The sequence below is a fragment of the Dyadobacter sp. CY326 genome (assembly GCF_021390515.1).
Classification (GTDB): domain Bacteria; phylum Bacteroidota; class Bacteroidia; order Cytophagales; family Spirosomataceae; genus Dyadobacter.
This window is the reverse complement of sequence record NZ_JAJUXI010000014.1, coordinates 91,822-118,511: the sequence shown is the minus strand read 5'-3', so window position 1 is coordinate 118,511 and position 26,690 is coordinate 91,822. Positions and strand designations below refer to the sequence as shown.

The following is a 26,690-nucleotide window of genomic DNA, read 5'->3' as shown; positions in this document are numbered from 1 at the left end:
CGTAATTGGATGCTCAAAAGAGTCCAATATTGAAAAATTCAATGGTCCAATTATGATGCAGGTCCTTTCTACATTGCTCACTTTGGAGAAAAGAGGAAAACAGCCCGTATATCTGCAAATCGCCAATCAACTGATGGCATTGATCAGAAACGGCACGCTCCAAACCGGTTATAGATTATTGAGCACGAGGCAGTTGGCTGAATTGCTAAAAGTGCACAGGCGAACCGTCGTTCAGGCATATGACGAATTACTGGCGCAGGGATGGCTGGAAAGTCATACCGGCAATGGAACATTTGTGGCCAAACATTTACCTGAAATCCAGCAAGTTAAGCCTGAAAGCGCAATTGAAAAGACAATCTCGCCGATTGAAAAAGCTGGTTTTACATTTAAGGAATTGCCGCATCTGGACCGCGCGGTGCTGAAAAACAGCACGCGCTTGCATTTGGACGACGGCTTTCCCGATCCGCGCCTCGCGCCGTTGGAAGACCTTTCGCGCGCTTACCGGACTCAGTTGCTAGGCGGAAATCCGTATATGCGGCTGGGTTATGGCGACACGAAAGGTTCGCATTGGCTGCGGCAGGAATTGTCTGCTTACCTGAATGAAACGCGCGGATTGAAAACTTTACCCGAAAATATCCTGATTGTCAGAGGCGTAATCATGGGTTTGTATTTGGTCAGCACTGGCTTGCTGGAAGTTGGCGATAATGTGGTTGTGGATGCTCCGGGGTGGTTTGGCGCCACGATGAATTTTGTGCAGGCGGGCGCAAATATTCTGCGAATTCCCGTGGACGAGCATGGCATCGACGTGGGTGCCTTGGAAGCATTGTGCCAAAAACAGAAAATCAGATTGGTTTACGTGACTTCACATCACCATTATCCGACGACGGTTGCCTTACGCGCAGACCGACGCATTAACCTATTAAAACTGGCCGAAAAATATGAATTCATACTTTTCGAAGACGATTATGACTGTGATTTCCACTATCTCAGCAAGCCGTATATGCCCCTGGCTGGCGCTGATCCTGCCGGAATGGTGATGTATTGTGGTTCGTTTACGAAGACCATTTCGCCTGCATTTCGCGTTGGATATTTGGTGGGTCCGGCAGACGTGATCACTTATTTAGCCAAATTGAGAAGAATTATTGATCGCCAGGGTGATCAGATATTGGAGAATGCCATTGCCGAACTTTTGCACACGGGCGTCATTCAAAGGCATTTGCGCAAGTCGGTTCGGATTTACAAGCAGCGACGCGATTTGTTTTGTGATCTACTGAAAGAACAATTGGGAAAATACATTCAATTTGAAATTCCGGATGGTGGAATGGCTGTCTGGACGCATTTCGACCCGAACATTAATCTGAGCAAGCTTGCTGAGAGGGCGCTGCAAAAGGATCTTTACATGGCGAGCGGTTCAATAGTAAAACCAGTTTTCCCGAACGAAATGACCGGGTTGGACAACTCGATAAGGCTCGGATTCGCGTCTTCCAATGCGCAGGAATTGGAAGAAAGTGTTGAGATAATCAAAGATTTATTAGAAAATTTGTAGTCTTCGCTCTTCATTTCGATTTATGTTCAAGAAAATTGCAAATAGTTACCGCCTCTCATTCAGCGGATTAAGTCGGGAAACCTGGCTGCTGAGCGTGGTAATTCTTGTCAACCGTTGTGGTTATATGGCCGTGCCTTTCATGAGCATGTATATCACGCAAAGTTTACACAGAAGCATTGCAGATGCAGGTCTGATCATCACATTATTCGGCGTTGGCTCCGTGCTCGGCGGCATTGCGGGCGGTTATTTGACGGATGTTTGGGGTTTTCGGCCCGTGCAGATTATCTCGCTCTCGATCAGCGGATTGTTGTTTGTTTTATTTGGAATGATCAACGATTTCACCGCTTTATGCTTCCTGATTGTGGTTCTGAGCTTTTTTGTCGAGGCTTTCAAACCTGCAAACAATACGGCCGTAGCGGCATATTCTTCACCGCAAAACCTCACGCGTTCCTATGCGTTGAACCGGCTCGCGACCAACATTGGTTTTGGTTTTGGAACATCGGTGGGCGGAATCCTGGCTGCGATCAATTACAGTTTGCTGTTCTGGGTTGACGGTGTGGTGTACATGTTGGCAGGAATGCTCATCATGATTTTGCTGCCCGCCGCGAAAATTGTGAACCGGAAAGTCAGTGATGAAAGCCCGGAAATCATTGGACAGTCTCCCTGGCAGGACGGATTGTTCGTCAAATTCATGGTGATCGTCATGATGTACATGATTTGTTTTGTGCTGCTTTTCAGGCTGGTTCCGGTTTATTGGAAAGAAGAAATGCACATTGGGGAGTCAACAATCGGCATTCTGCTTGGAATGAACGGGCTCGTGATCGCACTTTTCGAAATGATATTGATCCAAAACCTTGCGAATCGGAGACCGGATTCACATTATATCATTCTCGGGACGGTTTTTAGCGGATTTGCATTCAGCATGCTGGTGATGCCGCTGATTATGCCCGTGATTTTGGCCGCAGCAGCAGTGCTTTTCTTTACGGCGGGTGAAATGTTGGCATTGCCCTACATCAGCACATTTGTTATGAGCCGTGCGACTGAAACAAATCGGGGTAAATATTCTGCTGCCTACTCTGTCTCTCAGTCTGTTGCGCAAATCATTGGACCCGCCGCCGGCGGATTTATCGCAGCGCATTGGGGATATGACGTGTTGTGGATGGCGTTGGTTATGCTCAGTTTTTGCTGCGCCGCGGGCTTCGGCATGTTATTTCAAGCGAAAATGCGGCTTGGTTAAGCGTCCTTTTCTCCATCCGGCTTTTTGGACTGTTCGAGCAGGTCGAGCAGCTCCTTGTTTTTCTCCGCCTCGCGCTCCAAGGCTTTCTTTTGCAACTCAATCAAATCATCTTTTTTGACCATTACATAATTCTCGCGCGGCTCTTCAAATTGTGGCGATTCACCTATTAAATAAGCGGCAGTGGTGCTGAAAAGCTCAGCCAATTTTTTAAATTCTGCGATCGAAGGCTCGTTTTTATCCGTCTCCCAATTCGAAATGGTGCCTTTTCCCTTCTTCTCCATTATTACGGCCAGCTGATCCTGACTCAAACCTAATTTCTCACGACCCTGCTTAATTCTTTTACCAATACTTAGCATTAATCTAGATTTTAGTACAATTTATTTGATAATGATATAATATTATTGTACTTTTGTATATCAGTTATCGTAATGCACAAATTACAAAAAAGGCTGTAAAACTGCTCACACATTATCACAGTATCCAATGGAAAAGCTACAAACCCGAGTAAGAGAGTATGGTTGTCTGACCATCAAAGAGCGTCTGCTCATCCGATTTGTCACTTCAAGAAATGTTGTTGGTAAGAACTGGCGCGGCGTGCTTGCCGCCAAAGATCCGTTCTTCAACACAAAGCTGGGCGGAGATTATCTAACCTCCGTCGCCCAGGCTGTGTCGGATAGCAGTCGCGGAAATGTTGACCGCATTGAACGGGTTACAATAGCGCTCGAAAAAATTGCGGGGATCAAGCCGGTTTCGGTTGTATAGCCGTCGCAATTATTTTAATTCCGTTGTAATGAATTCCAGAATGCCGGTGCCGGTATTTTTCAAATCATGAATGGAGCTGCCTTGCTCAATGATATTTTGAAAAGAGGTTTGCCCTTTTTTGAATGTGAAACTTACCTGGCTACCGTCTTCCTGGTTCGAAACACCTTGGCCATCTTGTAAAACCGTCCAGAAATAATCGTAGTTATGACGGTGATAATGAATGCGTTCGCCCGGTTGGAGGCAGATGTGCCAAACCTTGACCTTGGCATTTTCAAACAGCAAAGTGTCGCCGACAGATTGGTTTTGCGTATTTTCCTCTAATTCCGCATGAAGTTCTTCCGGTGATAAGGCAGCGGTTCTGGACATATGGATCGCGGTTTAAGTTATCGTTGGATGGTTTTTATTCCAATGGTTTGGAATGTATTAAAGGACTGTCTGGCGAGAAATTACTCCATTATGCGAGGCATTAGCCGAAAATCCCCGTTTCCAGCCCGTCGAAGCTTTTTACATTTTTCTGCTGCCAATATTCCTTAATCCCCTCGTCGCCTTTCTTTTTGGCCCAATTCCTCAGTTCGTCGCGATCCCGGTTGTAGTCCATCAACGGCACAGCCATTCCACATGACATCTGCACGACATCAACTTTAACATCAAAAAGCTGCCGTGCGCCTTCAAGGTTTGGAAACAAAGTAATGTATTCTGCCCATTCCGCATCCCGCTGATAAATGGCTCGAGCGGTTCCATACAGCCGCAAAATCAGCGGCTTCCCTTCAAATGCGCAGAACATGATCGTAATGCGATCGTTTTCAAGCAAATGTGCCGCAGTTTCATTGCCGCTTCCGGTCACTTTGAGCCACATCACGCGATTGGGTCCGAGGATGCGCAGTGAGTCCATGCCTTTGGGAGATATGTTAACTGTGCCTTCGCAAGCCGCGGTGGCGACGAAAAAGAGCTTTTGCTTTTGGATAAAATCTTCCAGTTCCGGTGTGATGATCTCCAATTTTTTGCCCATAAATGTTCGTTTTATTTCATGACTAAACAGGATTCGAATTTACCATAAAATTGTGATCACAAATTAATCTTAATGCCTCCGTTGAAGACAAACCCATCCAATGGGGCATAAATATCCCTGAAAACAGGGTTTGTAATCGAGCCTGTGTAAATATTGTCGAATCGTGTCTGGCGTGCGTCCAGGAAGTTTTCGAAATTGATATAAATCGAAAACCGCTCAAAAAGCCGCTCGACCATGAAGCCCAAAATCACATATTCCTGGCCCGTTTTGCCGTCGCTTAGCTTTTGCTTGCTGAAATAATAGGCCTCCAATCCAGCCTTCCATTTGTCTTCAACTTCGTAGAAAAGCACGGAGTTAATTCTGTGTTTTGGCGTAAGATAATTCTCACGATGAACATTGTTTTCGTCAATGCGTGCATCCGTGAACGTGTAACCCAGGAAGAGTTTGAAATCGGCGTAACCGAGCTTTAAATTAGTCTCCGTCCCACGCGTATCAATGTGTCCGGCAATGTTTTGAAATTCATAGCGTCCATTGCTTACCGGTTTGAGAATGAGCGGTTTGGTGATTTTTGTGTAAAAAAACAATTGGTTAATGCTGAGACTCAACTGCTCATTAAAAATGTTCGTCTGATAATTGATGTCCCAATTGCCGCCATAACTGTGTTCCAGCTTATTTTTGTCTTTATCAATCGCCGAAACGCCTTGATATTGAATGCGTTCACTTTCTTCTGTAAAAATAGTTGGCGCTTTGTAGCCCAATCCGCCGCCAATGCGTGAGGTCAGCTTCGGCGCAACTTTAAGCAATGCTGAAATTCGGGGTAAAAATGCGAGGCCATAATCCATCACGTAATCCGCGCGAAGGCCGGTTTCAACATCCAGCCAGTTGGAAGCTTTCCACGTGTTTTGAGCAAAAGCGCCAAATGTGTTCAAATTGTAATCTCTTTCCTGGCCGTGCGAAACCATGATTTCTTTAAACTGGTCTGTCCACAAATTCGCGCCCGCGATCCATTCAAGCTTTTCGCCGTGATTGGCGTAAGAAGCCTCCGTAAAGGTTGAATATTGCGTGCCCTTAAAAGCATAACCCGGCGTCGTTAAACTGCGATTGAAATAGCTGACGCTGTTTTTAACAACGAAATGCTCATGTTTTCCAAAAATATGATCGAATAAAAATTGCGTGCTGATGCGCTCCGTTTTGTTCTTTTCAAAATAACTGTGTCCGGCTTCGCGTTCGTTTTTAATGTAATGCATGTCACCTCCGATTCGGTTTTCGAAGGAGGAATTGACGCCGAGGCTGATCGTTGTGTTTGCATTTGGATAAACAAAAAACCGCGGATTGAATGTGAAACGCTCGAACTTTGGAATCGCAGAAAGGTCAATGCCGGCGGGATCATAAGCCGCATTGCGGTTGTGCGCTGCAAAAACGGTCGCACCCGTTTTACCAAAACGTTTGGAATAAAAACCGTTGGCATCAAAACCGCCCGCAGTCGTTCCGTTCAGGTGAAATTTCAGTTCCTGAGTTTCTTTGGGCGTTTTTGAGATCAGATTGACAAGTCCTGCGATGGCGCCACCTCCGTACAATGTGGAAGCCGAGCCTTTGATCACTTCCACTTGTTTGAGATCGAGCGGAGGAATTTGCAAAAGGCCCAAACCGCTTGATGCGCCCGAATATAATGGAAATCCATCCTTCAAAATTTGGGTGTAACGCCCATCCAGACCCTGGATGCGAATGCTCGCGTTGGCGCTGGTCGCGGAAGTGGTTTGCACCTGAATGCCAGTGCTTTCGCTCAAAACCATACGAATGTCACCCGGTTTCATATTGGCCTTTTCATCAAGCTCTTCCCCTGCAATGAATTCTACACGCGTAGGAATGTCCTGAATGGTCCGCGAGCTGCGCGTTGATGAAATGACCACTTCTTCCATTTCCTCGGCCTCGCTCGTCAGGAAGATGGTCAGCGTGTCTGCGGCGGGCAGCGCAATTGTGTCCGTCCGGGGCTGATAGCCAACGAAAGTTGTGCTGATAATGGCTGATTCGCCCAAAAATCCTGGAATAGTGGCCAGACCATTTTCGTCTGATACAGAGCCATTTGCGGAACCTTTGATTTGCACCGTGGCTCCCGGAAGCGCATTTTCTGTTTGCTGATCTTTAATGAAAACGGCTAATGTATTTTGTGCCTGCGTCACACTGCCGTACAGCATGACCAGCACAAGCAAGATTGATTTTTGCATTGTGAGATTTAAATCGTCGTAAAAAATAAGTAAAGCGGATCGATTTAAACCAGCTTTGGCGGCTGCCAGATGGATTGGGGAATTATTTTAAAATAGGGGTCTGCATAGAGAGAGCGGCTGGTTACGGCTGCAAACGTTGGCTTGATGTCAAAGTGATAAGCTGTGAAAATATTCAGCATTTGTCCGCAGCAAGCGCATATGCAAAACGGCGAGCAGTTTTCTGCATGGCCATCGTGATCCGGGTGATCATTGTCATTGAAAGTTGTTTCATAGCGCTCATTGTCAATGCATTCCACTTTGTCGCCACAGGGGAGCAGCGCCAAAGTGAGCATGTAAAAGGCTAGTATGACAATCAAATATTTCAATGCAAAGTGTGTTTTGAATTAAATCTTTTTGCCCTGAATCCTGAAAGCGTTCAGAATGGCCAGCAAAGCTACGCCAACATCCGCAAAAACCGCTTCCCAAAGCGTCGCAATTCCACCGGCACCGAGGATCATCACCAAAAGTTTCACGGTCATTGCCGCCGAAATGTTCTGATAAACTACGCTTTTCGTGATTTTGCCCACCTTGATCGCCGATGCAATTTTTGATGGCTGATCGTTCTGAATTACAATGTCGGCCGTTTCGATCGCCACATCCGAGCCAAGCGCGCCCATGGCGATGCCCACATCCGCGAGGGCAATTACCGGCGCATCATTCACGCCATCGCCCGCGAAAGCAATGTGTTTTCCAGCCGCTTTTAACTCCTCAACTTTACGGACTTTGTCTTCCGGCAACAAATCTCCAAAATACTGATCAATGCGCAGCTGGCCAGCAATGTGCGAAACGACAACTTGCTTATCTCCTGACAGCATAACCGTCTCAATGCCAAGGCTTTTCAATTGTGCAATGGCCGCTGCCGCATCTTCCTTGATCTCGTCAGCAATGGTGATATAACCTGCATAAGCGCCGTTAATGGCCACAGCGACAATTGTTTCGGCAATATTGTTTAGTTCTGATGGAAACGCGATATTGAATTTGTTTAGCAGTTTAAGGTTTCCGGCAAGAAGCGAATCTGTGCCAACCTTACCTTTCAAACCGTGTCCGGAAATCTCTTCAACTTCCGTTGGCTTGATCAATGTCAATGTGCCTGCTTGTTCCACGACAGCTTTTGCCACCGGGTGCGTTGAATATTGCTCTAATGATGCAGTTTTAGTGATAAAATCATTGTTATCCAAACTGGTTTCCACTTTCTGGACCTTGAAAACGCCTTTGGTAAGCGTCCCTGTTTTGTCGGAAACCAATGTGTCGATCTTGGTGATAACGTCGAGAAAGTTAGCGCCTTTGACCAAAATCCCATTGCGCGAAGCCAGTCCGATGCCGCCAAAATAGCCCAACGGAATGGAGATTGTGAGCGCACAAGGACAAGCAATGACGAGGAAAACCATGCCGCGGTAAAGCCATTGATCAAAATTATAATTTGCGACAAAAAAGTAGGGAACGAGGATGATCAGCACAGCGAGCAGGAAAACAATTGGTGTATAAATTTTTGCTAACCTGCTTATTAACAATTGTGTAGGCGCTTTTCTGGCCGTGGCTTCCTGCACCATTTCTAGAATGCGCGAAAGCTTGGAATCCTTGAACAATGTCCCGACTTCCACCTCAACGGATTTTTCCATGTTGATCATCCCAGCCAGAACGACCTCATTTTGCACCTTTTGATCAGGAACGGATTCACCTGTCAATGCGGCCGTATTGAATGTCCCGTTCAAAGATTTGAGCTTGCCGTCCAAAGCAACTTTCTCGCCGGCTTTGACCACAATCGTTTCACCAATTTTGACTGAACCCGGCGCAACTTGCGCGTCTTTTCCGTCTCTGATTACAGTCACTTCTTCGGGTCTGATGTCCAAAAGCGCCTTAATGGAGCGTTTTGATCGGCTTACGGCCAAATCCTGAAACAGTTCGCCAAGTTCGTAAAAGATCATAACCGCAACGCCTTCGCTAAACTCACCGATGTAAAAAGCGCCGATTGTCGCGATCGTCATCAAGGTAAATTCATTGAAAAAATCGCCTCGCATCACACGCCGGAATGCCGTGGCAATGGTTTTATTGCCGGCCAAAACATAGGCAACGAGCATCAGCGCAATCTCCACCGTGCGGTTGACCTCAACCTTCAATATAAATGTTGTGAAAAGATAGCCGGCCAAGATTAACAAGCTAAGCCACAGCATCCAACGACTTTTCAGCAAACCTTCATCCGCTCCGTCGCCATGACTGTGACCGTCATGATCGTGGTCGTGTCCATCGTGCTCATCGTGTCCATGATTATGCGCTTGTTTTGTCGCCGCCGCAGTCTCCGGGGCGCAGCATTCTTTTTCGTTGTGATGAGCGTGTTCGTGGGTTTCGCTGAGCTTCATTGTGTTATGATCAAAAAGTGTTGCCGGGTTGATTTTCGGTGTAATTGAAATTCAAATGAAATATGAAAACCCTACCGCAAATGTACGCTATAACCCCGTGCAACAGGGTTTCATGTCTGAAAATCAATTCATTGCAATGTTGTTGCAGGGAAATGTTACACAATGTTTGTTGTCACAATGCATTACACACGGGTTTCGTTTTAGTGAAAATCGCCTTTGCATTGTTATAACATTATTATAACTTTGTTTGATGCTGGTAAGGGTCAGAAAGATTGGAAATTCCCAGGGAGTTATTCTTTCAAAAAACATGATGGAACAATGTAACATTCAAGACATTGTGAATGTGGAGGTTAAAGGAACTTCCATTGTGATAGAGCCTGCAAGTCAAAGTCCGAGGGCAGGCTGGGAAGAGCAGTTTCGGCAGGCGAATGTTGAGAAGGAAGAAAATCTCTTGGACGGACTTGCCAATGCCTTTGACGAATCGGAATGGACATGGTAGTCAAGCGATTCGAAATTTATTTTGTAAACCTCGACCCGACCATTGGCAGTGAAATCAAAAAGTCACGGCCCTGCGTCGTGATTTCGCCAGACGACATTAACCGCTCGCTGAATACGGTCATCATTGCACCATTGACTTCGACAATAAAGCGCTATCCAACGCGTGTTGACTGTGTTGTAAGCAACAAATCGGGGCAAATTGCAATCGACCAGCTCCGGGCGATTGACAAGGCAAGACTTTTCAAAAAGATCGGCACGCTTGACGCAACGGCGGCCGATAGCGTTTTGGAAGTGATTAAGGCGCTTTTTGCATGAATTTCAATGTAATCGTGCGGCAACCAGTGCGCCCAATTTCTTCAATGCGCCGTCAATAGCAGGGCTAAATGGAGCGCCGAAACTGATTCTGATGTAATTGACAAAGCGGGCGTCGGTGCTAAAAATCTGGCCGGGGGAAATGCTGATGTTTTCTAAAATTCCAGCCTCAAAAAGTTCGAATGCATTGATTTTCGCGTTCAATTCAATCCATAACACATAACCGCCTTGTGGCCGGCTAATTCTGGTGCCGGCCGGGAAATATTCTGTGATTGCCTGCGTGTAACGCAGACATTGCGTGTGCAGCGCTTTGCGCAAATTCCGCATATGCAGGTCATAACGGCCCGTTTCGAAAAAATAGCCGATGGCAGATTGTGTGGGCGTTGCCGACGAAACCGTATGCACGATCTTATTGCTCAGCACTTTCTCGAAAAATTTGCCCGGAATGCACCAGCCAACGCGATAACCGGGCGCAAGCGTTTTGGAAACCGATGAACAGAGCATTACAAGCCCTTTTTTATCAAAACTCTTGCAAGTCTTGGGGCGGTTTTTGCCAAAATACATTTCACCATAAATATCATCCTCGATCAACGGAATTTCCTTTTCAGCAAGCATTTGAACCAACTGCTTTTTCCGGTTATCGGGCATGCTGGCACCGGTCGGATTAGAGAAATTGGTCACAAAAAGGCACGCTTTGATGGGCACCGTTTCCAAAGATTTCTCCAGATATTCAAGGTCAGGTCCGTCATTCGGATCGCTTACGACTTCGAAAATCTGCAAGCCAAGATTTTTTACAACATTAAAAATGCCGAAATATACGGGACTCTCGATGGCCACAACATCGCCGGGCTTCGTGACTGCTTGCAGGCAAAAAGACACCGCTTCCATGCAGCCGTGTGTTGTGATTACCTCATCCTCAGTTACATTGCCATTCCAATTGAATGCATTTTTTGCAATCTGCTTTCTTAAATTCTGGTTTCCCTGAATGTCTTCGTATTGCGTGCAGCTGTGCGGACTGCGCCGGATCGCTTCCATGAGCGCCTTGTTGAGCTTGGCAACAGGCGTAAGCTCGATGGATGGCACCGCAGTCGACAGTCTGACCGTTCCTTCCTGTGTCAATGTCCGGTAAACTTGCTTGATTATTGCGTCCACATCGGGCTCTGCAAGCTTGGCAGCGGGTTTTGGCACTTCCGACTTTCCTGGCCGCTGCGCAGATTTATATCGTACAAAATAGCCCGATTTCGGCCTTGCTTCCACGTAACCCTTGTTTTCGAGCGCCACGTAAGCCTTGTATGCAGTGCTCAAACTAATGCCCTGCTCTTTGCTGAGTGCCCGTAGGGAAATCAACTTGTCGCCGCTTTTGAGCGTGTTGTTTTCAATTTGTTGCTCCAATCTTTCGGCAACCTGGCTGTAAAGGAATTCGTCCTTTTCTACGAAAATTGCATTGTTCATTTCCTTTCTGGCATTTAGCATATCTGTTATGCCCAAAAATAACAAAACTGAATCTGTTTTCCCATGATTTCGCTAGGCAACTTTGCATCGCAGTTTGATTTAGCAAATCAATTAGCACAGCCTAGCCGCACGGAAAGCTGAATTGAAACGCTAAATTGGACTGCAACTTCAAACATCTGTTAGCCATGGAAAATGAAATAATCGTCCAGCTCTTCGAGCGTGATCTCAAAAAATTGCGGGACGAAATTGAAAATTACCCTTCGGAGGATTCGTTGTGGGTCCAATTGCCGGGAACGATCAACTCGGGCGGGAATCTTTGCCAGCATCTGATTGGGAATCTGCGAACTTATGTAGGGCTTGCTTTGGGCAATGTTCCATATGTCAGGAACCGCGATGCGGAATTTGCGGCGCGTTACTTTACCCAGCCGGAACTGGTTTCCGAAGTCGAAAATTTGTCTGCCATTGTTGTAAAATCCATTCGGGATTTATCTCAGGAACAGTTGCAGGCAGCGTTTCCACGCAATGTGCTCGATATGTTCGCGGAGCAGACGACTGCATTGGTGCTCGTGCATTTGTTGACGCATCTTTCCTATCATTTGGGTCAGATCAATTACCACAGACGATGGGTTTCGGCGGCTAACCCTCAATAATTCTATTTAAATGACATTGAATCCGATGAAAAATGCCTTGAAACAAGATCTCGAAAACATTGGCGAGATTCTTGAAAATGTTAAAAACCACAGTCTGGACTTCCTGCACCAACTGCATGACTTGCCAACCTATGCAACTGACCAGCAGATTGTTCCGGCAATGCTCCAAACGGAAGGGCTGGGCGCAGAGAAATGTCTCGAATTCTTTAAAGAAACCTATCAAAAACTGATCGTAGCCAGCACAGGGCCAAGGTTTTGGGGATTTGTAACTGGCGGCGCAACGCCGGCAGCCATTGCGGGCGACTGGTTAACAGCCACTTTTGATCAAAACACCCAATCAACAAAAGGAACCGGTGACGTGTCGGCCATCATCGAGCGGGAAACCATTCGATTTTTGTGCCAATTGTTCGACTTGCCTGAGCAATTCAATGGCGGATTTGTGACAGGCGCCACAATGTCCAATTTCACCGGACTGGCTGTCGGCAGGCAATGGGCCGGGTCGAAACTCGGCATTGACATTTCGAAGTCGGGCATGTCATCGGACATTGTGGTGATGTCGGCCACGCCGCATTCTTCGGTGATCAAATCGCTTTCGATGCTTGGTTTTGGGAGCAATAACTTGTTGAAAATCGAAACATTGGATTCCAGGGAAGCAATGGATGTTGCTGATCTGGAAGTAAAACTCATTGCCCAGCATGGCAAGCCGGTGATTGTGAGTTGCAGCGCTGGAACGGTCAACACCGTCGATTTCGACGACATTGCTGCCATTGTTCGCTTGAAGGAAAAATATGATTTCTGGCTTCATATTGATGCTGCTTTTGGTGGTTTTGCGGCTTGTTCTCCTGAGCATAAGCATTTGTTGAAAGGGTGGGAGCACGCGGACAGCATCACGATAGATTGCCATAAATGGATGAATGTGCCTTACGACAGCGCTGTTATTTTGGTCAAAAATGAGCACGCTCGTCTGCAAGTGGAAACATTCCAAAACACGAATGCGCCTTATCTGGGCGACCCTTCCGAAAACTTTTCTTATCTCAATTTCCTACCCGAAAACTCCCGCCGTTTTCGCGCATTGCCAGCCTGGTTCAGCCTCATTGCTTATGGAAAATCAGGTTTCCAATCGGTTGTCGAAAACAGCATTGCGCGTGCAAACGAGTTGCGTGCATACATTGAGCAGAGTGAATCATTTGAACTGGCGGCACCAGTGAGGTTGAATGTGGTCGGTTTCAGATTGAAAGATCTGAAAGCAGATCTGGGTGCTTTCTTAACGTCCTTAAATGAAGGCGGGAAGGTTTTCATGACGCCCACAACATTGCAAGGAAAGGCATGCATCCGCGCCGCATTTGTCAATTTCCGGACGACGTCGGAAGACGTAAAGATTGCAATTCAGGCTTTGGAAGAGACAGTAATTGCTAATGAATCACCAGTTTCCTGATCAGACTCCGCCCGCCATTTTCAACCTTTAACAAATAAACTCCGGCCCTCAGATCCTGCGGCAAGAACGCCGCAGGCATTTCCGTCAAAGTCATTTTCTTCAACATTAAAATTCTCCCGGAAACGTTCATCAATGTCACATTTGCTCCGATAACCGCTTTTTCGACCAGCTTAATCTGCATTTGCAAGGCCGAAGACGGATTTGGAATAATCTCAATGTCAAAAGCCTGCGAAGCGGGATTTGCGGCAAGGATTGGTGAACCAACTTTAATGTGAAATACGTCATTAATGCAGCTTTGAGCATCTTTTACATTAAAATCGGTAGATTGATTTGGGCTTACACTGATAACCGGAGTGGTCTCACCGGTGTTCCAAATGTGTTCACCGATGAAGGACGACTTCAATTCAACACTTTCACCCGGTTTGATCTCAACCGTCGTTTCTTTATTAACGTCTTTTTCTATTGTGAACTGGTCGTGAATGACTCCATCTGTTCCGATCCATTTGGCATCCAGCCGGTTATGCTCCACTTCCAGCACCAATCCACCGGCACGTTCTGCGTCAGAATAATACATGGCTTTATGCGGGAAACCCGCCGCCGGTGACCCCAATTGCCCGGCAGAACCCGACACAACATAAACGGTTCCCTTGTTCGATTCGGTTTTTTTGAAATACGGGCAGGACTCTTGCGAGCCGTCATAACGTGCAGATGAGTTGCTAAGGTTGTGTTTGCTCGGGTCAAATGTTGCAGCCTTGTCGTAATGTCCCTGCATGAGGCGCGAGCGTTCATACACGTGGCTATGCCCGCACAGAATCAGATCGACGCCGTTTCTTTCAAGTATTTTGATAAAATTTTCCCGGATCTTGATGAGGTCAGTTTCGGTTTCGGAGTTTCGCGAACCTTGCGAATAGGGTGGGTGATGCCAATATGCAATGATCCAGTCCTTGTTTTGATTGGCGGCCAGGTCTTTTTTGATCCATTGCACCTGCCTGCCCAGCGTGTCGTAAAGTCTCGTCGCATTATCTTCTTTTCCGTAAGAATCCAGTGACAAGAAGTGCACATTGCCATAATCGTAGGAATAATAAGCCTCCGTTTCCGACGCCACGCCACCCGCTTCACCTTTTGTTGGCAAAGTAAAAATGTCATAATAGGGCACGTTGTGATCGTTTTGCCGGTCGGCATTGTCGTTGTTGTAATCGTGGTTGCCGGGTGTCGGGAATACTGGATTCTTTTTGAGGAAGGCGAATTTGTAATGATTGAAAAAATTGGATTGATATTCTGCGTCGGTTCCAAAACTGTAAGCATTGTCGCCCAGCAACAGCAATGCATTCATGTAATCTTCGCCCAAATACTTGGCAACGCTTTCACGCACGAGGCCCTGCATCGCGGAGTTTGTGCCGCAGTCGCCCAGGACGCCGAACCTGTATTTTCCCTTCGTTCCGGGAGCGGGCGCCGTTTCGAAATAATTGTTCTGATCGCCTTCCAAAAGCTGTGTCGCCGAACCGATTGAATAAAAATAGCGCGTTGCGGGCGACAGATTGGAGAGCTTGATTTCGTGCTCCATAACTGCAGCCGCGTTGTCAGCCGTCATATTCAATGCATCCAGGGAAGTCCCGTAACGAACCAAACTGGAAGCGGCCACATCCGTCCGCCAGCGAATCACCATGCTCGACGACGTCGCCGATTGCAGATAAGGTCCACGCAGCAATGTGGTTTGCGCCGGGGCAACTTTGAATTGCAACATTAAGAAGATGAGCAGCAAAATTTTCTTCATGGCTTATCGGTAAGGGCGTGCAGGAATGCGATGATTTCCTTCTTTTCTTTTTCGGTTAAATTCAGTGGCATTGGCGAAAGTGTTTGTCTGGGAACGTCCAGTCCCATTCCTGCGCCGCCGCCTTTGTCATAAAAATCAATGACTTTTTCCAGCGAGCTGAATGCGCCATTGTGCATATAAGGAGCTGTAACTGCTGCATTTCTTATTGTCGGTGTCTTGAAAGCAGCTTCGTAATAAGGCGTTGCGCGCACATTCATGCGACCATGATCATTGTCTTTTTCGGGATTAATAAAATCTTCCGTTGCAGTTGTGCCAATGATCTCAAATTCTGTTAATGCGTAAAATGGCGGGATGAGGCCATTGAAAAGTGGCGCGAAATGGCAAGTTCCACATTGCGCCTTGCCCATAAACAAGTTGAAGCCGGCAATCTGCTCGTCCGTCATTGCTGTGCGATCACCTTTCAAATAATGGTCAAATGCGGCATTGTAAGGCGCAAGCGTGCGAATGTAGGATGCCAATGCTGTGTAAAGTTGTTTTTCGTCCGCCTTGTCACTCGTTTTTGGAACAGCTTGTTTCCATAAGCGTTTGTATTTTTTGTCTTTAACCAAAATCTGAAAACTCCTGGCCGGATCACCATTCATTTCAGCCGGGTCGCGCATGACGGTTTCTATCTGTTCTTCAAGCGTTTTAGCGCGCCCGTCCCAAAACTGATTGTGTTGCAAAGCCGCGTAAATTAGGGAAGGAGCATTGCGCTTTACAGTGGTTTTTGGGTCAATGCCAACGCTTCTGGGAAGTCCGTCGGTGAAGTAATTTGCAGGGTTGTGGCATGAGGCGCAGCTTTTTGTTTTGTTACCGGATAATCGCGGTTCGAAGAAAAGTTTTTCACCAAGTAAAACCTGTTTTTTAGCAAAAGCAGCATGTGTTTTGGAATTTCCGGGCTGCAAAGCATCGCTGCTAAACAGATGCGCTGCTTCCCGATTCATCATTCCCGGCAATGTTGTGTCAAGATTCATTTCTTTGAGCATTGCATGAAAATGCGTTTGCAGCGGCAGGGCGTGATCGGTAAGGAATTTTAGTCTGTCAAACGCATCGAAATCCGGGTTCCCGTGCAGAAAATCGATTGCGCTTGTAAGATAAATGCGGACGCTGTCGTGCCTGCTTTGGTCGATATATGGTTTCAAAACAAAGCCGATCGTCTCCAATGCAACCGAAGATTCCCTGATGCCGCTTTTCAGAAGCGGCGCGTCAAAACCGCTGATGCCCAATGCAATAACCCGGATGATTTCAAGGCGCACGCTAGCCAAAATCTGCTTGTCATCGGTTTCAAATTTGTAGAGCAATGCATGTAAGTCCGAAGCTGCGTGAGTAAGTAATTGTGCCTGAGCCACTAACAGCGCTTTTGAGTCGGTGGTTATGCTGTCAAACAGCAAGGCTTCCATATATTGCATGCCCGCCGGCTCCATATATTCCAGATGAGGCTCTTCAATCTCATTTTTGGGAGGGCGGTTATAGATTCTGGACGACGTGAAGAAGAAATGTTCTAAAAAATATTCGATTCGTTTGTAAGCTAATCGGGCATCGACAAGCTTGACTTTGGCCGTTTCGATTGTTAAGCTGTCGTCCGCCCGAATGTTGTGAAAGGCGGTTTCAAGCTTACCAAGCTGTGTTGCATAAGCTTTTGCATCTTCCCGAAAAAGCTTAACGGCACCTTCAACGCCGATGGAATCCGCAGATTTTGGTGCAGAAAAGGCGAAGACAAAAAGTGATGCAAGCAGCAGAAGCGTAAAGTTTTTGCGCATAGGCAAAGTCGGGTTTACCAACATAATATTACGGAAAAATCTGAATTTTCGATAAACAGAGGCATTTTGCGTTTATTGGTAAGCGTTCAATTTGCTGATCCGGCGTTCACAACGACCTGTTGAGCAAACGACTCTACAACGTCACGAAAATCCGAAGCCTTAAAAAGCCTTAAACCGGCTAAAAACGCTAGCAGATGGGTCTGGCATAGTAATTTATTAACGCTAGCAAACATATCCGTTTTGACATGTGTGAGTTTTCCAGGGTGGAGGGCGGATAATTATTCATCAACATTCATTAACATAATGGTCGATACTCCAATTAGCAAGGATTTTTCTAAAAATCATCTGCAACATTTAGCACCAACCCCGGTTAAGGATCAGGAAACGCTTCCGAGAAACCTGCTTTGTTTTTCACATCTCAGGTGGGACTTCGTTTACCAGCGGCCTCAGCATCTTTTAACGCGTTTTTCGGATGTGACGGCTGTTTATTTCCTCGAAGAACCAATTTTTGGAAATACGGACGTGCCTTATCTGACATTCTCGCAACGGTTGCCGGAACTTTGGGTTTGCGTGCCGCATTTAGCCCACGGTTTGAGCAAGGATGAAGTGAATAAGCAGTTGAAAGAGCTTATTAAAGTGTTTTTTGTAAACAAGAACCTGGATGATTTCATCTTCTGGTATTACACGCCGATGGCACTGGAATTCTCCGATCACATTACGCCGGGACTAACGGTTTATGATTGTATGGATGAACTTTCTGCGTTCAAGTTTGCGCCGGATTCCATCAAACGTCTTGAACACAATTTGCTCAACAAGGCTGATGTCGTTTTCACGGGTGGAAATTCTCTTTTCGAGTCAAAACGGAATTTGCATCGCAACATTCATCCGTTCCCCAGCAGCATTGATAAAAAACACTTTGGTAAAGCAAGAAAGCAGAATAGCGAACCGGCTGATCAAGCTGCGATCAAGGGGCCGAAAGTTGGTTTTTACGGTGTGATTGACGAACGGTTTGATATTAACCTGATCGAAGACATTGCCAATGCGCGTCCCGATTTGAACATTATGCTTATTGGACCAGTGGTAAAAATTGATCCGGAATTATTGCCAACAAACAAAAACATTCACTATTTGGGAGCGCGTTCTTACGATCAGCTTCCGGGATATCTTTCCGGATGGGATGTGGCGCTCGTTCCTTTTCTGTTAAATGAATCGACGCGTTTTATCAGCCCGACCAAAACGCCTGAATATTTGTGCGCAGGCAAGCCCGTTGTTTCATCGGCCATCCGGGACGTGGTTAACCCTTATGGCAAGAACAAGCTGGTTTCCATTGCCAAAAACAGTGAAGAATTCATCAAAGCCATCGGCGATTGGCTGGACCTGAAAGACAAAACGGAATGGCTGAATAATGTCGACAAGTTTCTATTGACCATTTCATGGGATCTGACTTGTGCGGGCATGACCGATAATATGGCTACAACTTATAAAAGTAAAAAAATCGTTTCGTTGCCAAGTATGAGTTCTTCCAAAAAACAGAACCAGCGGTAAGCAATGACAGAAATCGAAAATCCATTTAAGTCTTTCTGGATGGGAGGGTTTGAATGTGCAGACCAGCTCAATGTGCATGGTAACCGGGTGGACCTGTTGAAGGACACCGGTCACCTGGACATTATTGACCAGGATTATGAAATGATCAGTCAGTTCGACATTCGCACCGTTCGTGAAGGAATCCGTTGGAGCCAGGTGGAATATAAGCCTTACCAATATGATTTCAGCTCGGTAAAGCAAATGATCTTGGCTGGGCAACGGAATGGCACACAGCAAATCTGGGACATTTGTCATTTCGGATTTCCGGATGATCTTACGCCCTTGCATCCGCATTTCACGCCGCGTTTTGTAGCATTATGCAAAGCATTTGCATTCTTTTACAACCATATGGCACCCGAGTCGCCGCTGGTTGTGACGCCGATCAATGAAGTTGGATTTATTTCGTGGCTGGGCGGCGATGCGGCTGGAACGGCTCCATATTGCCGGAACAATGGGTGGGAAATGAAGTATGCGCTCATGCGGGCTTATATCGCAGGCGTTAAGGCGCTGAAAGAATATGATCCGCGCATCCGCATTCTTACGACCGAGCCGCTGATTAATGTGGTGCCGGAAGTTGGTGCCGATGAGACTGAAATAAAAAGTGCTCAGGCAGACCATGATCTTCAATATCAGGCGGTTGACATCCTTTGTGGCAAAATCTGTCCCGAACTCGGCGGCAAGCCTGAATATCTGGACATGCTGGGTTTTAATTACTATTATAACAACCAATGGGTTGCTGGCACGCATCAATACATGGGCTGGAATGATCCGGTGATGGATACGAGATGGCGCAGTTTGTCAGATCTGTTGCGTGAAGCGCACTTGCGTTATGACGTGCCCGTTGTGCTGACCGAAACCAGTCACCCAAAGGAAGACAGGCCAATCTGGATCAGCATGGTAGCTGAGGAAAGCTGCAAGTTGGTTGCTGAAGGCATTCCTTTATGGGGCGTATGTTATTATCCGATTATCGACCGGCCCGACTGGGATCAAGTTGATTACTGGCATAATTCGGGGATCTGGGACACTGACCCAATGGTGCTGGGAAGCAGCCGTGTGCTGCATATGCCGTCAGCACAAGCGTTGGTGGCCGGTCAGGCGGATCTGAGAAATGTGCAAATCAGTGCCAAAAATCAGCGGACTTATAAAAAGAAAGAAAAGTCCTCATTTGCAGAGTATATTATTAAATTGCCGGGGAAAATCATCAAAGATTTTGTTTCCCATGCAGACGACATTACCGCGACTTGACATTGGACCGCTCTCCGAATACAGGGAGGACGATGTAATGATCAGTCGTTTTTCAGTGTATCTGGAAGAGCATCAAAACCTTGTTTTTCCCCACCGCCACAGCTTTTTTCATCTTGTGCTTTTTACAGAAGGAACTGGTTCTTACACGATTGACTTCAACCGATTCTTCGTTAAGCCGTTTCAAATTTATTTCATGATTCCAGGCCAGGTGCATTCCTGGGATTTCGAGGGAGCGATGGAAGGTTATGTTGTTAATTTTTCAGACCTGTTTTTCAGGTCTTTTTTATTGCGCCCGGATTATCTCGACTCGTTTTCATTTTTTGACGGAGACAGCAGCAATAATGTGATCGACATTGTGCCTGACATCCAACACGATATTGTTTCCGTTTTCGAGGAATTGTTGCTGCAAACGTCGAAGGGCGCTTTCAGAGAAGATATCATTCGCGTGCTGTTGCTGAAAATATTTTTGTTGCTGGAACAAAGTAGGAGCAGAGCGGGCCAACACATTTCCTCCGTTCAAAAAAATCCGCTGATCAAAAATTTTCAAAAGCTCATTGAAAAAAACTTCGTTGCACTGAGGCAGCCGGGCGAATATGCTGATTTGCTGCACATTACGCCCAACCATTTGAATGCAGTTTGCAAAGAACATCTCGGTTTACAGGCAGGCGCGGTTATTCGTAACCGGGTTGTTTTGGAAGCCAAGAGGTTGCTCATTAACCTCGAACTGTCCGTTTCAGAAATTGCTTACAAGCTCAATTTCAATGACAACTCTTATTTCACGCGGTTTTTCAAAAAGGAAACGGGCATGACGCCGGAGACATTCCGATCCAAATCCGCCAATCAGCCCGTCAGACGTTAATGCTTAAACGTTGTGGTTTCGCTTGAAGCCGGTTTGATAAACAATGCCAGCCACGCACGTCGCGCGAGGCGATAAAAATAAGGCGTCAGGATGATCAGAATAGGGATAATGCTGATCAGGAAATAGTCAAGATATTGCTCGAAAAAGTTGACGAAAATCAGGAAATAGATCACCATAAACGCCACGTAAAACGAATAGCTCATATACAAAGCACCCTGATAAAATCCAGGTTCAGGCACCAAGTTTTCGCCACAATGCGGGCAATGCTTATTCATTTTATCAAAGTTTTTCAGGCTGTATGCATTTTTGGAGATGAAAAAATCACCTACGCCACATCTGGGACATTTGTTAAAAAAGACGCTATATAATTTGCTGGGCTTTGCCATGTGATGTAATATTTGATTGATACAAATTTGGCCACAAATCACATGATAAAGAAAGACGGATGCTAGCTTTTGTGGCACTAATCAACGATTGCTTATGAAAACTATGCCAGTGGTGAAAGCAAAACAGCGGTCTGGCGAAGACGAATGTTAGTTAAGGTTATTTATGAACCGTGCCATTTGCGGAATGTCGAAAACGTGGTCGATGTCGGTGTGCGTGAGCGCGTAATGCGGCATGTAGGGCATTTGGGCAGTTTCCGGATTTTGAACAATTGTAATGCCGCCATTTTGCTTGACGGCCGCCAATCCCCTTGTCCCATCTTCATTTGCACCGGACAGGAGCATTGCCGCAAGCGACGCGCCATAAGCCTCTGCCGCCGATTCGAAGGTCACATCAATGCTCGGTCTGCTGAAATTGATTTTCTCGGAATAATCTAATGCAAACGAATGGCTTTTTTCAATCAGTAAATGATAATCTGCGGGAGCGAGGTAAATGTGTCCGGATTTAATGATGTCCTTATCTTCCACCTCATGCGTTGGGGCAAACGCTTTTGTAGCCAAGAGCTCATGCAGCGAGGAATCAACCGAATTACGGCGATGCAGCACAAGAATGATAGCAACTTGCAGATTCTCTTTCAATAACGGAAGCAGGCTGAAAAGCACTTGCAGACTGCCCGCCGAACCACCGATTACGAGCGCTTTGATTGCTTTGCCTAAACGATCTTCTTCCATATTTTCTCCCGGTTAAGCTGCTTGAAATTGTGCTGGATCACGGAAAACTTCAATGTCTCTTTGGTCCCCAATGCGAGATAACCGAGGGAACCCAAGCTGGCGTCAAATAATTTGAGAACCCTGTCTTGCAGATCTTTTTCAAAATAGATCAGCACATTTCTGCAAAAAATCAGGTCAAACTCATTGAATGAGCTGTCTGAAACGAGGTTATGCGTGGAAATGATAATCTTCTCGGACAACTCCCGATCAAATTTTGCCTGTCCGTAATTGGCTGTATAATATTGCGAGAAATCATTCACGCCACCGGATGCAATGTAACTTTCAGAATATTGTTTCATCTGCTGCAAAGGAAAAATCCCCTTGCGGACCTTTTCCAGAACGCTCGGATTGAGGTCCGTTGCATATAGAAGCGATTTTTTGAGCAGATTCGCTTCTTTCAGCAAGATAGCCATTGAAAAAACTTCTTCCCCCGTTGAACAGCCCGCGTGCCACACGCGGATGAATGGCTTTGTCCCCAGCACCGGCAATATTTCTTCCCGCACCGATTTATAAAATGACGGGTCGCGAAACATTTCAGTTACATTAACCGTGATTTCCTCAACAAATCGCTTTAAATAACCTTCATCTGTCTTGACGCGGTAACGGAATTCGGCGAAGCTTGGGAATTTGTCAAGCGAATATAGCCTGATAATGCGTCGTTTGAGCGAAGCCTTGGAATAGCTGGTAAAATCGTAGCCATAAATGTCCAGCAAGTCATTCAGTAAAAGTTCAATGTCCTCATCCTCAATCATTTCCTATATGTCTTTTAAAAGCTGCAACAATTTATCGACGTCGATCGGCTTCGAAATGTAATCGTCCGCACCGGCTTGGAGGCACTTTTCACGATCACCGACCATTGCTTGCGCAGTAACCGCAAACACGGGCGTCTGCCGTCTGCTTTCTATCTTTTTGATCAATGGAATCGCGTCATAACCATCCATTTCGGGCATCATCATATCCATCAGGATCGCGTCAACAGGCTCATTGGTGCGTAACAAATCTAGCGCCTCGTGGGCCCCCAAACATGAAATACAATCAAACGATTTGGCTTTCAAAGTCGCTTTTAACGCAAATATGTTCCTGGCGTCATCGTCGATTATCAACACTTTTTTCTTATGCATAGGGGGTTGTTTCAAACAAATCAGAATTTTTCGTAAAGCCACACACGCAACAGCGATATAAGCTGGTCAATGTCAACGGGCTTGGTAATGTAGTCGGATGCGCCTGCATTGATGCATTTTTCGCGGTCGCCAGTCATCGCCTTGGCGGTGACGGCAATTACGGGCAGGTTGCGCCACTGGTAATTTTCTCGAATGCGGCGGGCTGTTTCATAGCCGTCCATTTGCGGCATCATCATATCCAGCAGCACCACATCAACGTCTGGGTTTTCTTCCAATCGCTGCAATGCCTCTTTGCCATCCAATGCGGTCAGGACGTTCATTTTATAAGTTTCCAGTGATTTGGAAAGCGAAAAAATGTTCCGGACATCGTCATCAGCAATGAGCACTGTTTTGCCCTGCAAAATCTCGCTGAGTCCACCGAGATTCGGTCGGTCGCCCGATTTCAGCGCGCCTTTTTTATTTTCTTCAACAACGTGCAGAAAGAGCGAAACCTCGTCGAGCATGCGCTGATAGGAGTGTGCCGTTTTTACAATAATGGAATCCGCATATTGCTTGATGCGCAATTCCTCGGTCATCGAAAGGCTTTTGCCTGTAAAAACAATGATGGGAATGTGTTCAAAGCCCGGACTTCTTTTGGCCAGTTCCAACATTTCGTAAGCCTGTTTATCAGGAATTCCCATATCCAGGATCACGCAATCCACTTCATTATTTTGCAATGCCTCAACGCCTTCGTTAATGTCACTTTTCAGTTTTGAATTGATATTAAATGAGGAGAGGAAATAAGCCAAAGCCTTGGCGTGCATCGGGTTATCTTCTACAATAAGCACTTTTTTGCTTTGCTTACTGACTACAAATTCAATCTTTTTAAAGATCTCGTCCATTTTCTCAAACGCGACTGGCTTGTCGATAAAATCAACCGCGCCTTTGAGCAGACTTTCGTTTTTCATCCGGTGCGAAGACATGATATGCACCGGGATGTGGCGTGTAGCAGGATTGGCCTTTAACTGATCCATTACAGCCCAACCGCTGATCACCGGCAGTTCAATGTCCAGCAAAATGCCCATCGGTTTGAAAGTCTGTGCAAGTTCGAGACCTTCATCGCCGCGCACCGCGACAATGCATTTGTAACCCTGCTTGCGCGTGTAGTCGAGCAGTGATTTTGCGAACAATGTGTCGTCCTCAACGATGAGAATCGTCTTGTCGGTTGGCTCAATGCTTCCACGGTCGTCGGCAATGCTTTCAGGAACAACGGTGCTGATAAAACGCGTTTGATTATCAGTGGGAGCCGTTTTCAGGTGTTCTTCGCTGTGGTTGAGGAAGTAACTTTGCGGCTCAGGCGCTGGCGCTCCGTAAATTTTCGCAATGGGAACTGTCAATGTAAACACGCTGCCCTCGTTCACCACGCTGCTCAATGTTATTTCTCCGCCAAGTAATTTTACAAGTTCCCTGCTGATCGACAGGCCTAAACCGGTTCCGCCATATTTGCGTTTGGTTGAGCCGTCGGCTTGTTGGAATGCTTCGAAAATGTGCAATTGTTTTTCGGGAGCAACGCCGATTCCCGTGTCGCTGACAGCAAAATGAAGCATGTGGTCATTGCCTTGCTTTGTGCTGACATCTATTTTGACAGACCCTTGCGAAGTGAATTTCAATGCATTGGAGATCAGGTTTTTCAAGATTTGTTCCAAGCGCATTTTATCCGTTTCTATCACGGGCGGAACGTTACTATGCACATTAATCGCAAATTCAAGCCCTTTTTCTTTTGCCACAGGCGCAAACAAGCCCTTCAAATCATCCGTGATTTCTTTGACCGAAACCGTCATGAATTCAAGCTCCATCTTGCCTGCCTCGATTTTGGACAAATCAAGAATCTCGTCAATTAATCCCAGCAGGCCGTTCCCGGAAGATTGAATGACTGTGGCATATTCAATTTGTTCGTCAGACAAGTTCTTTTCATCATTCTCTGCAAGAAGGCGGCTTAGGAGCAATATGGAGTTCAAAGGCGTGCGCAGCTCGTGCGACATATTTGCCAGAAACTCTGATTTATAGCGCGTTGTAAGTTCCAGTTCCTCGGCTTTTTTTAGAATTTCAATGTTCTTTTCTTCCAGTAAACCGCTTCTTTCTTCCAGTTCCTCATTTGTTTGCTGCAACTCTTCCTGCTGTACACGCAGCTCTTCCTCGGACGCCTGCAACTTCTGAGATTGCGCTTCCAGCTCCGCATTCAGGTTTTCAAGCTCGTTATGCTGCGTTTGTAATTCCTCCGATTGCGCCTGCGTTTCTTCCAGGAAATTTTGAAGTTTCAGGTAATCCAATGCCGAGTTAATGCCCGTCGCGATGGCTTCCAGGTTATCCTGCAAAAACTGCAATTCAAATTTTTGCGGTGTTTTCAAAAAGCCAAGCTCAATGACGCCGATGCATTCGTAAGCATAAATAAGTGGCAAAATGGCCAGTGTAGCTGGTTTTGCTTCGCCAAGTGAAGAAGTCACGCGTAAATAATTGTCGGGAACTTCATGAATAATCAAGGGCTTTTTGCTTGCTATAACCTGACCGGCAAGTCCTGTTCCCGCGGTAATGTAATCCGGCGCATTGTCGGCGGCGTGACTGCTTGCAAGTCTGAAATTCCAGTCATTATCCAGAATGTAAATCGTGCCCAGCTGCGCTCCCGCATAATTTGTAATCGTGTTGATCAGGTTATGCGCCAGTTTTTTCAAAATCCGTTCACCCCGAATGGCGTCGCTGATGTTTACGGCGCCCGTTTGCAGCCAGTTTTTGTTATTAAGGTCAGTGAATGTCTGTTCCAATGATGCCGTCATCCTGTTCAGCGCCAGGGATATGCGGCCAAGTTCGTCCTCGCGATCGTCAGAGCTTCTGACGGTGTAGTCGCCTTCTGAAACCCGTTTGGTAATCTGTTCAATGTGATTGATCCGCCGTTCCGTTTCGGCATATTTCTTCATTTCAAGCTCCTGAGCTACAATGCGTTTGTCCATATCATTCTTAATCCGCATGTAGGCAAAAACGGTGATCATAATCGAAATCAACGCGGCAATGACCAAGAGGATAGGCGTGTATTTGACGTAGATCTGCTGCTGTTCCAGGCGACTTTCCAGGATCAGGTTTTCGGCAGTTTTAATGCGTTCCACCACAAGCCGCAGATCGTCCATGATCTTTTTGCCCTTGACCATTTCCCGAAGCCTTGCTCCCTGATCGTCTGAAAAGCTTGGATCTTTCCTCGTCTGATCGATAATGTATTGCATCTGACCAAATTTGGCCTCGTACAACGCTTTTACTTCGCGAAGATTTTTTTGCTGAATGGGGCTGTCAGCCGTGGTTTCGGTGAGATTGTTGTAACTGTTGGTCGTTTTCTGGTAAGCATTCTCATAAGGTTGCAAAAAAGACGGCTCAGACGTGATCAGGTAACCCCGCTGGCCTGTTTCCGCATCTTTCACGTAAGAAATAATGCTTTCCGCTTCAATAAGGACCTGATTGGTGTGGTTGACGAGCTCTGAATTATTGATCAGTTTTTGGGTACTGTAATAGGACGCCAACAAACTGAAAATCAGTAGGAGAATGGAAAAAGAAAAAACAATTTGTAATTGCTGAATGATCGAGTTAGAGGTTTTTCGCATAGATGCTGA

General features: G+C 46.3%; 24 protein-coding genes. 10 read left to right on the top strand and 14 right to left on the bottom strand.

The window, feature by feature from the left end; all coding sequences use genetic code 11:
- The first annotated feature begins 52 nt into the window (after nucleotides 1–52).
- Nucleotides 53–1,546 carry a PLP-dependent aminotransferase family protein gene (locus tag LZG73_RS24720; RefSeq protein ID WP_233855417.1) on the top strand — a complete coding sequence of 498 codons (1,494 nt, stop codon included), beginning with the start codon at nucleotides 53–55 and terminating at the stop codon, nucleotides 1,544–1,546.
- Nucleotides 1,547–1,568: 22 nt separating this feature from the next.
- Complete coding sequence (locus tag LZG73_RS24715; RefSeq protein WP_233855416.1) at nucleotides 1,569–2,783, top strand: MFS transporter; 1,215 nt, start codon at nucleotides 1,569–1,571, stop codon at nucleotides 2,781–2,783.
- Here the strand turns inward: LZG73_RS24715 and LZG73_RS24710 are convergent.
- Nucleotides 2,780–3,139, bottom strand: a complete 360-nt coding sequence (locus LZG73_RS24710) for a helix-turn-helix domain-containing protein (protein WP_233855415.1) — start codon at nucleotides 3,137–3,139, stop codon at nucleotides 2,780–2,782. The two genes, LZG73_RS24715 and LZG73_RS24710, sit on opposite strands and share 4 nt — an antisense overlap.
- Nucleotides 3,140–3,266: 127 nt before the next feature.
- Between LZG73_RS24710 and LZG73_RS24705 the strand changes: the two genes are divergently transcribed.
- Nucleotides 3,267–3,545 carry a hypothetical protein gene (locus tag LZG73_RS24705; protein ID WP_233855414.1) on the top strand — a complete coding sequence of 93 codons (279 nt, stop codon included), beginning with the start codon at nucleotides 3,267–3,269 and terminating at the stop codon, nucleotides 3,543–3,545.
- A gap of 9 nt (nucleotides 3,546–3,554) precedes the next feature.
- On the opposite strand, the gene LZG73_RS24700 is transcribed toward LZG73_RS24705, so the two are convergent.
- From LZG73_RS24700 to LZG73_RS24680, 5 genes are all read right to left on the bottom strand, one after another.
- Nucleotides 3,555–3,911, bottom strand: a complete 357-nt coding sequence (locus LZG73_RS24700) for a hypothetical protein (RefSeq protein ID WP_233855412.1) — start codon at nucleotides 3,909–3,911, stop codon at nucleotides 3,555–3,557.
- A 100-nt stretch (nucleotides 3,912–4,011) separates the two neighbouring features.
- Nucleotides 4,012–4,554 (bottom strand): pyridoxamine 5'-phosphate oxidase family protein, encoded by a 543-nt coding sequence (locus tag LZG73_RS24695; protein WP_233855410.1) that lies wholly within the window; start codon nucleotides 4,552–4,554, stop codon nucleotides 4,012–4,014.
- Nucleotides 4,555–4,610: 56 nt separating this feature from the next.
- Nucleotides 4,611–6,779, bottom strand: a complete 2,169-nt coding sequence (locus LZG73_RS24690; protein ID WP_233855408.1) for a TonB-dependent receptor domain-containing protein — start codon at nucleotides 6,777–6,779, stop codon at nucleotides 4,611–4,613.
- A 44-nt stretch (nucleotides 6,780–6,823) separates the two neighbouring features.
- Nucleotides 6,824–7,144, bottom strand: a complete 321-nt coding sequence (locus LZG73_RS24685; protein ID WP_233855406.1) for a DUF6660 family protein — start codon at nucleotides 7,142–7,144, stop codon at nucleotides 6,824–6,826.
- Between the two features lie 18 nt (nucleotides 7,145–7,162).
- Nucleotides 7,163–9,175, bottom strand: coding sequence for a heavy metal translocating P-type ATPase (locus LZG73_RS24680; RefSeq protein WP_233855404.1), 2,013 nt, complete (start codon nucleotides 9,173–9,175; stop codon nucleotides 7,163–7,165).
- Nucleotides 9,176–9,482: 307 nt separating this feature from the next.
- Between LZG73_RS24680 and LZG73_RS24675 the strand changes: the two genes are divergently transcribed.
- Both LZG73_RS24675 and LZG73_RS24670 read left to right on the top strand, forming a co-directional pair.
- On the top strand, nucleotides 9,483–9,674 hold the full coding sequence (locus LZG73_RS24675) for a hypothetical protein (protein WP_233855402.1): 192 nt from the start codon (nucleotides 9,483–9,485) through the stop codon (nucleotides 9,672–9,674).
- The gene (locus LZG73_RS24670; protein WP_233855400.1) at nucleotides 9,668–9,988 is read left to right on the top strand and encodes a type II toxin-antitoxin system PemK/MazF family toxin; all 321 of its coding nucleotides are present in this window, start codon (nucleotides 9,668–9,670) and stop codon (nucleotides 9,986–9,988) included. Before LZG73_RS24675 ends, LZG73_RS24670 begins: the two co-directional genes overlap by 7 nt.
- Nucleotides 9,989–9,991: 3 nt before the next feature.
- Here the strand turns inward: LZG73_RS24670 and LZG73_RS24665 are convergent, their stop codons facing one another.
- The gene (locus tag LZG73_RS24665; protein ID WP_233855399.1) at nucleotides 9,992–11,437 is read right to left on the bottom strand and encodes a PLP-dependent aminotransferase family protein; all 1,446 of its coding nucleotides are present in this window, start codon (nucleotides 11,435–11,437) and stop codon (nucleotides 9,992–9,994) included.
- 185 nt (nucleotides 11,438–11,622) lie between these two features.
- Between LZG73_RS24665 and LZG73_RS24660 the strand changes: the two genes are divergently transcribed.
- Together LZG73_RS24660 and LZG73_RS24655 are read left to right on the top strand one after the other, a co-directional pair.
- Nucleotides 11,623–12,087 carry a DUF1572 family protein gene (locus LZG73_RS24660; protein WP_233855398.1) on the top strand — a complete coding sequence of 155 codons (465 nt, stop codon included), beginning with the start codon at nucleotides 11,623–11,625 and terminating at the stop codon, nucleotides 12,085–12,087.
- Nucleotides 12,088–12,112: 25 nt separating this feature from the next.
- Complete coding sequence (locus LZG73_RS24655; protein ID WP_233855397.1) at nucleotides 12,113–13,522, top strand: pyridoxal-dependent decarboxylase; 1,410 nt, start codon at nucleotides 12,113–12,115, stop codon at nucleotides 13,520–13,522.
- On the opposite strand, the gene LZG73_RS24650 is transcribed toward LZG73_RS24655, so the two are convergent.
- Both LZG73_RS24650 and LZG73_RS24645 read right to left on the bottom strand, forming a co-directional pair.
- Nucleotides 13,500–15,296 (bottom strand): metallophosphoesterase, encoded by a 1,797-nt coding sequence (locus LZG73_RS24650; RefSeq protein WP_233855396.1) that lies wholly within the window; start codon nucleotides 15,294–15,296, stop codon nucleotides 13,500–13,502. The two genes, LZG73_RS24655 and LZG73_RS24650, sit on opposite strands and share 23 nt — an antisense overlap.
- A complete protein-coding gene (locus tag LZG73_RS24645) occupies nucleotides 15,293–17,095 on the bottom strand; it encodes a cytochrome-c peroxidase (RefSeq protein ID WP_233855395.1) in 1,803 nt (600 codons plus the stop codon). The genes LZG73_RS24650 and LZG73_RS24645 overlap by 4 nt, the downstream gene beginning before the upstream one ends.
- Before the next feature lie 303 nt (nucleotides 17,096–17,398).
- Here LZG73_RS24645 and LZG73_RS24640 point away from each other — a divergent pair, with 303 nt between their 5' ends.
- Genes LZG73_RS24640 through LZG73_RS24630 form a run of 3 tightly spaced genes read left to right on the top strand, consistent with a single transcriptional unit; the run spans nucleotide 17,399 to nucleotide 20,783 of the window.
- Nucleotides 17,399–18,640, top strand: a complete 1,242-nt coding sequence (locus tag LZG73_RS24640; protein ID WP_233855394.1) for a glycosyltransferase — start codon at nucleotides 17,399–17,401, stop codon at nucleotides 18,638–18,640.
- 3 nt (nucleotides 18,641–18,643) lie between these two features.
- Nucleotides 18,644–19,924: an amine oxidase gene (locus LZG73_RS24635; protein WP_233855393.1), complete on the top strand. Its 1,281-nt coding sequence runs from the start codon at nucleotides 18,644–18,646 to the stop codon at nucleotides 19,922–19,924.
- A complete protein-coding gene (locus tag LZG73_RS24630; RefSeq protein ID WP_233855392.1) occupies nucleotides 19,899–20,783 on the top strand; it encodes an AraC family transcriptional regulator in 885 nt (294 codons plus the stop codon). Before LZG73_RS24635 ends, LZG73_RS24630 begins: the two co-directional genes overlap by 26 nt.
- Here LZG73_RS24630 and LZG73_RS24625 read toward each other — a convergent pair.
- From LZG73_RS24625 to LZG73_RS24605, 5 genes are all read right to left on the bottom strand, one after another.
- Nucleotides 20,780–21,169: a DUF983 domain-containing protein gene (locus tag LZG73_RS24625; RefSeq protein ID WP_255697419.1), complete on the bottom strand. Its 390-nt coding sequence runs from the start codon at nucleotides 21,167–21,169 to the stop codon at nucleotides 20,780–20,782. The genes LZG73_RS24630 and LZG73_RS24625 overlap by 4 nt on opposite strands.
- A 147-nt stretch (nucleotides 21,170–21,316) precedes the next feature.
- The gene (locus LZG73_RS24620; protein WP_233855388.1) at nucleotides 21,317–21,898 is read right to left on the bottom strand and encodes a chemotaxis protein CheB; all 582 of its coding nucleotides are present in this window, start codon (nucleotides 21,896–21,898) and stop codon (nucleotides 21,317–21,319) included.
- Nucleotides 21,880–22,689: a protein-glutamate O-methyltransferase CheR gene (locus LZG73_RS24615; protein ID WP_233855386.1), complete on the bottom strand. Its 810-nt coding sequence runs from the start codon at nucleotides 22,687–22,689 to the stop codon at nucleotides 21,880–21,882. The genes LZG73_RS24620 and LZG73_RS24615 overlap by 19 nt, the downstream gene beginning before the upstream one ends.
- A 3-nt stretch (nucleotides 22,690–22,692) precedes the next feature.
- Complete coding sequence (locus tag LZG73_RS24610) at nucleotides 22,693–23,058, bottom strand: response regulator (protein WP_233855384.1); 366 nt, start codon at nucleotides 23,056–23,058, stop codon at nucleotides 22,693–22,695.
- Nucleotides 23,059–23,078: 20 nt separating this feature from the next.
- Nucleotides 23,079–26,681 (bottom strand): response regulator, encoded by a 3,603-nt coding sequence (locus LZG73_RS24605; RefSeq protein WP_233855383.1) that lies wholly within the window; start codon nucleotides 26,679–26,681, stop codon nucleotides 23,079–23,081.
- Nucleotides 26,682–26,690 lie beyond the last annotated feature (9 nt).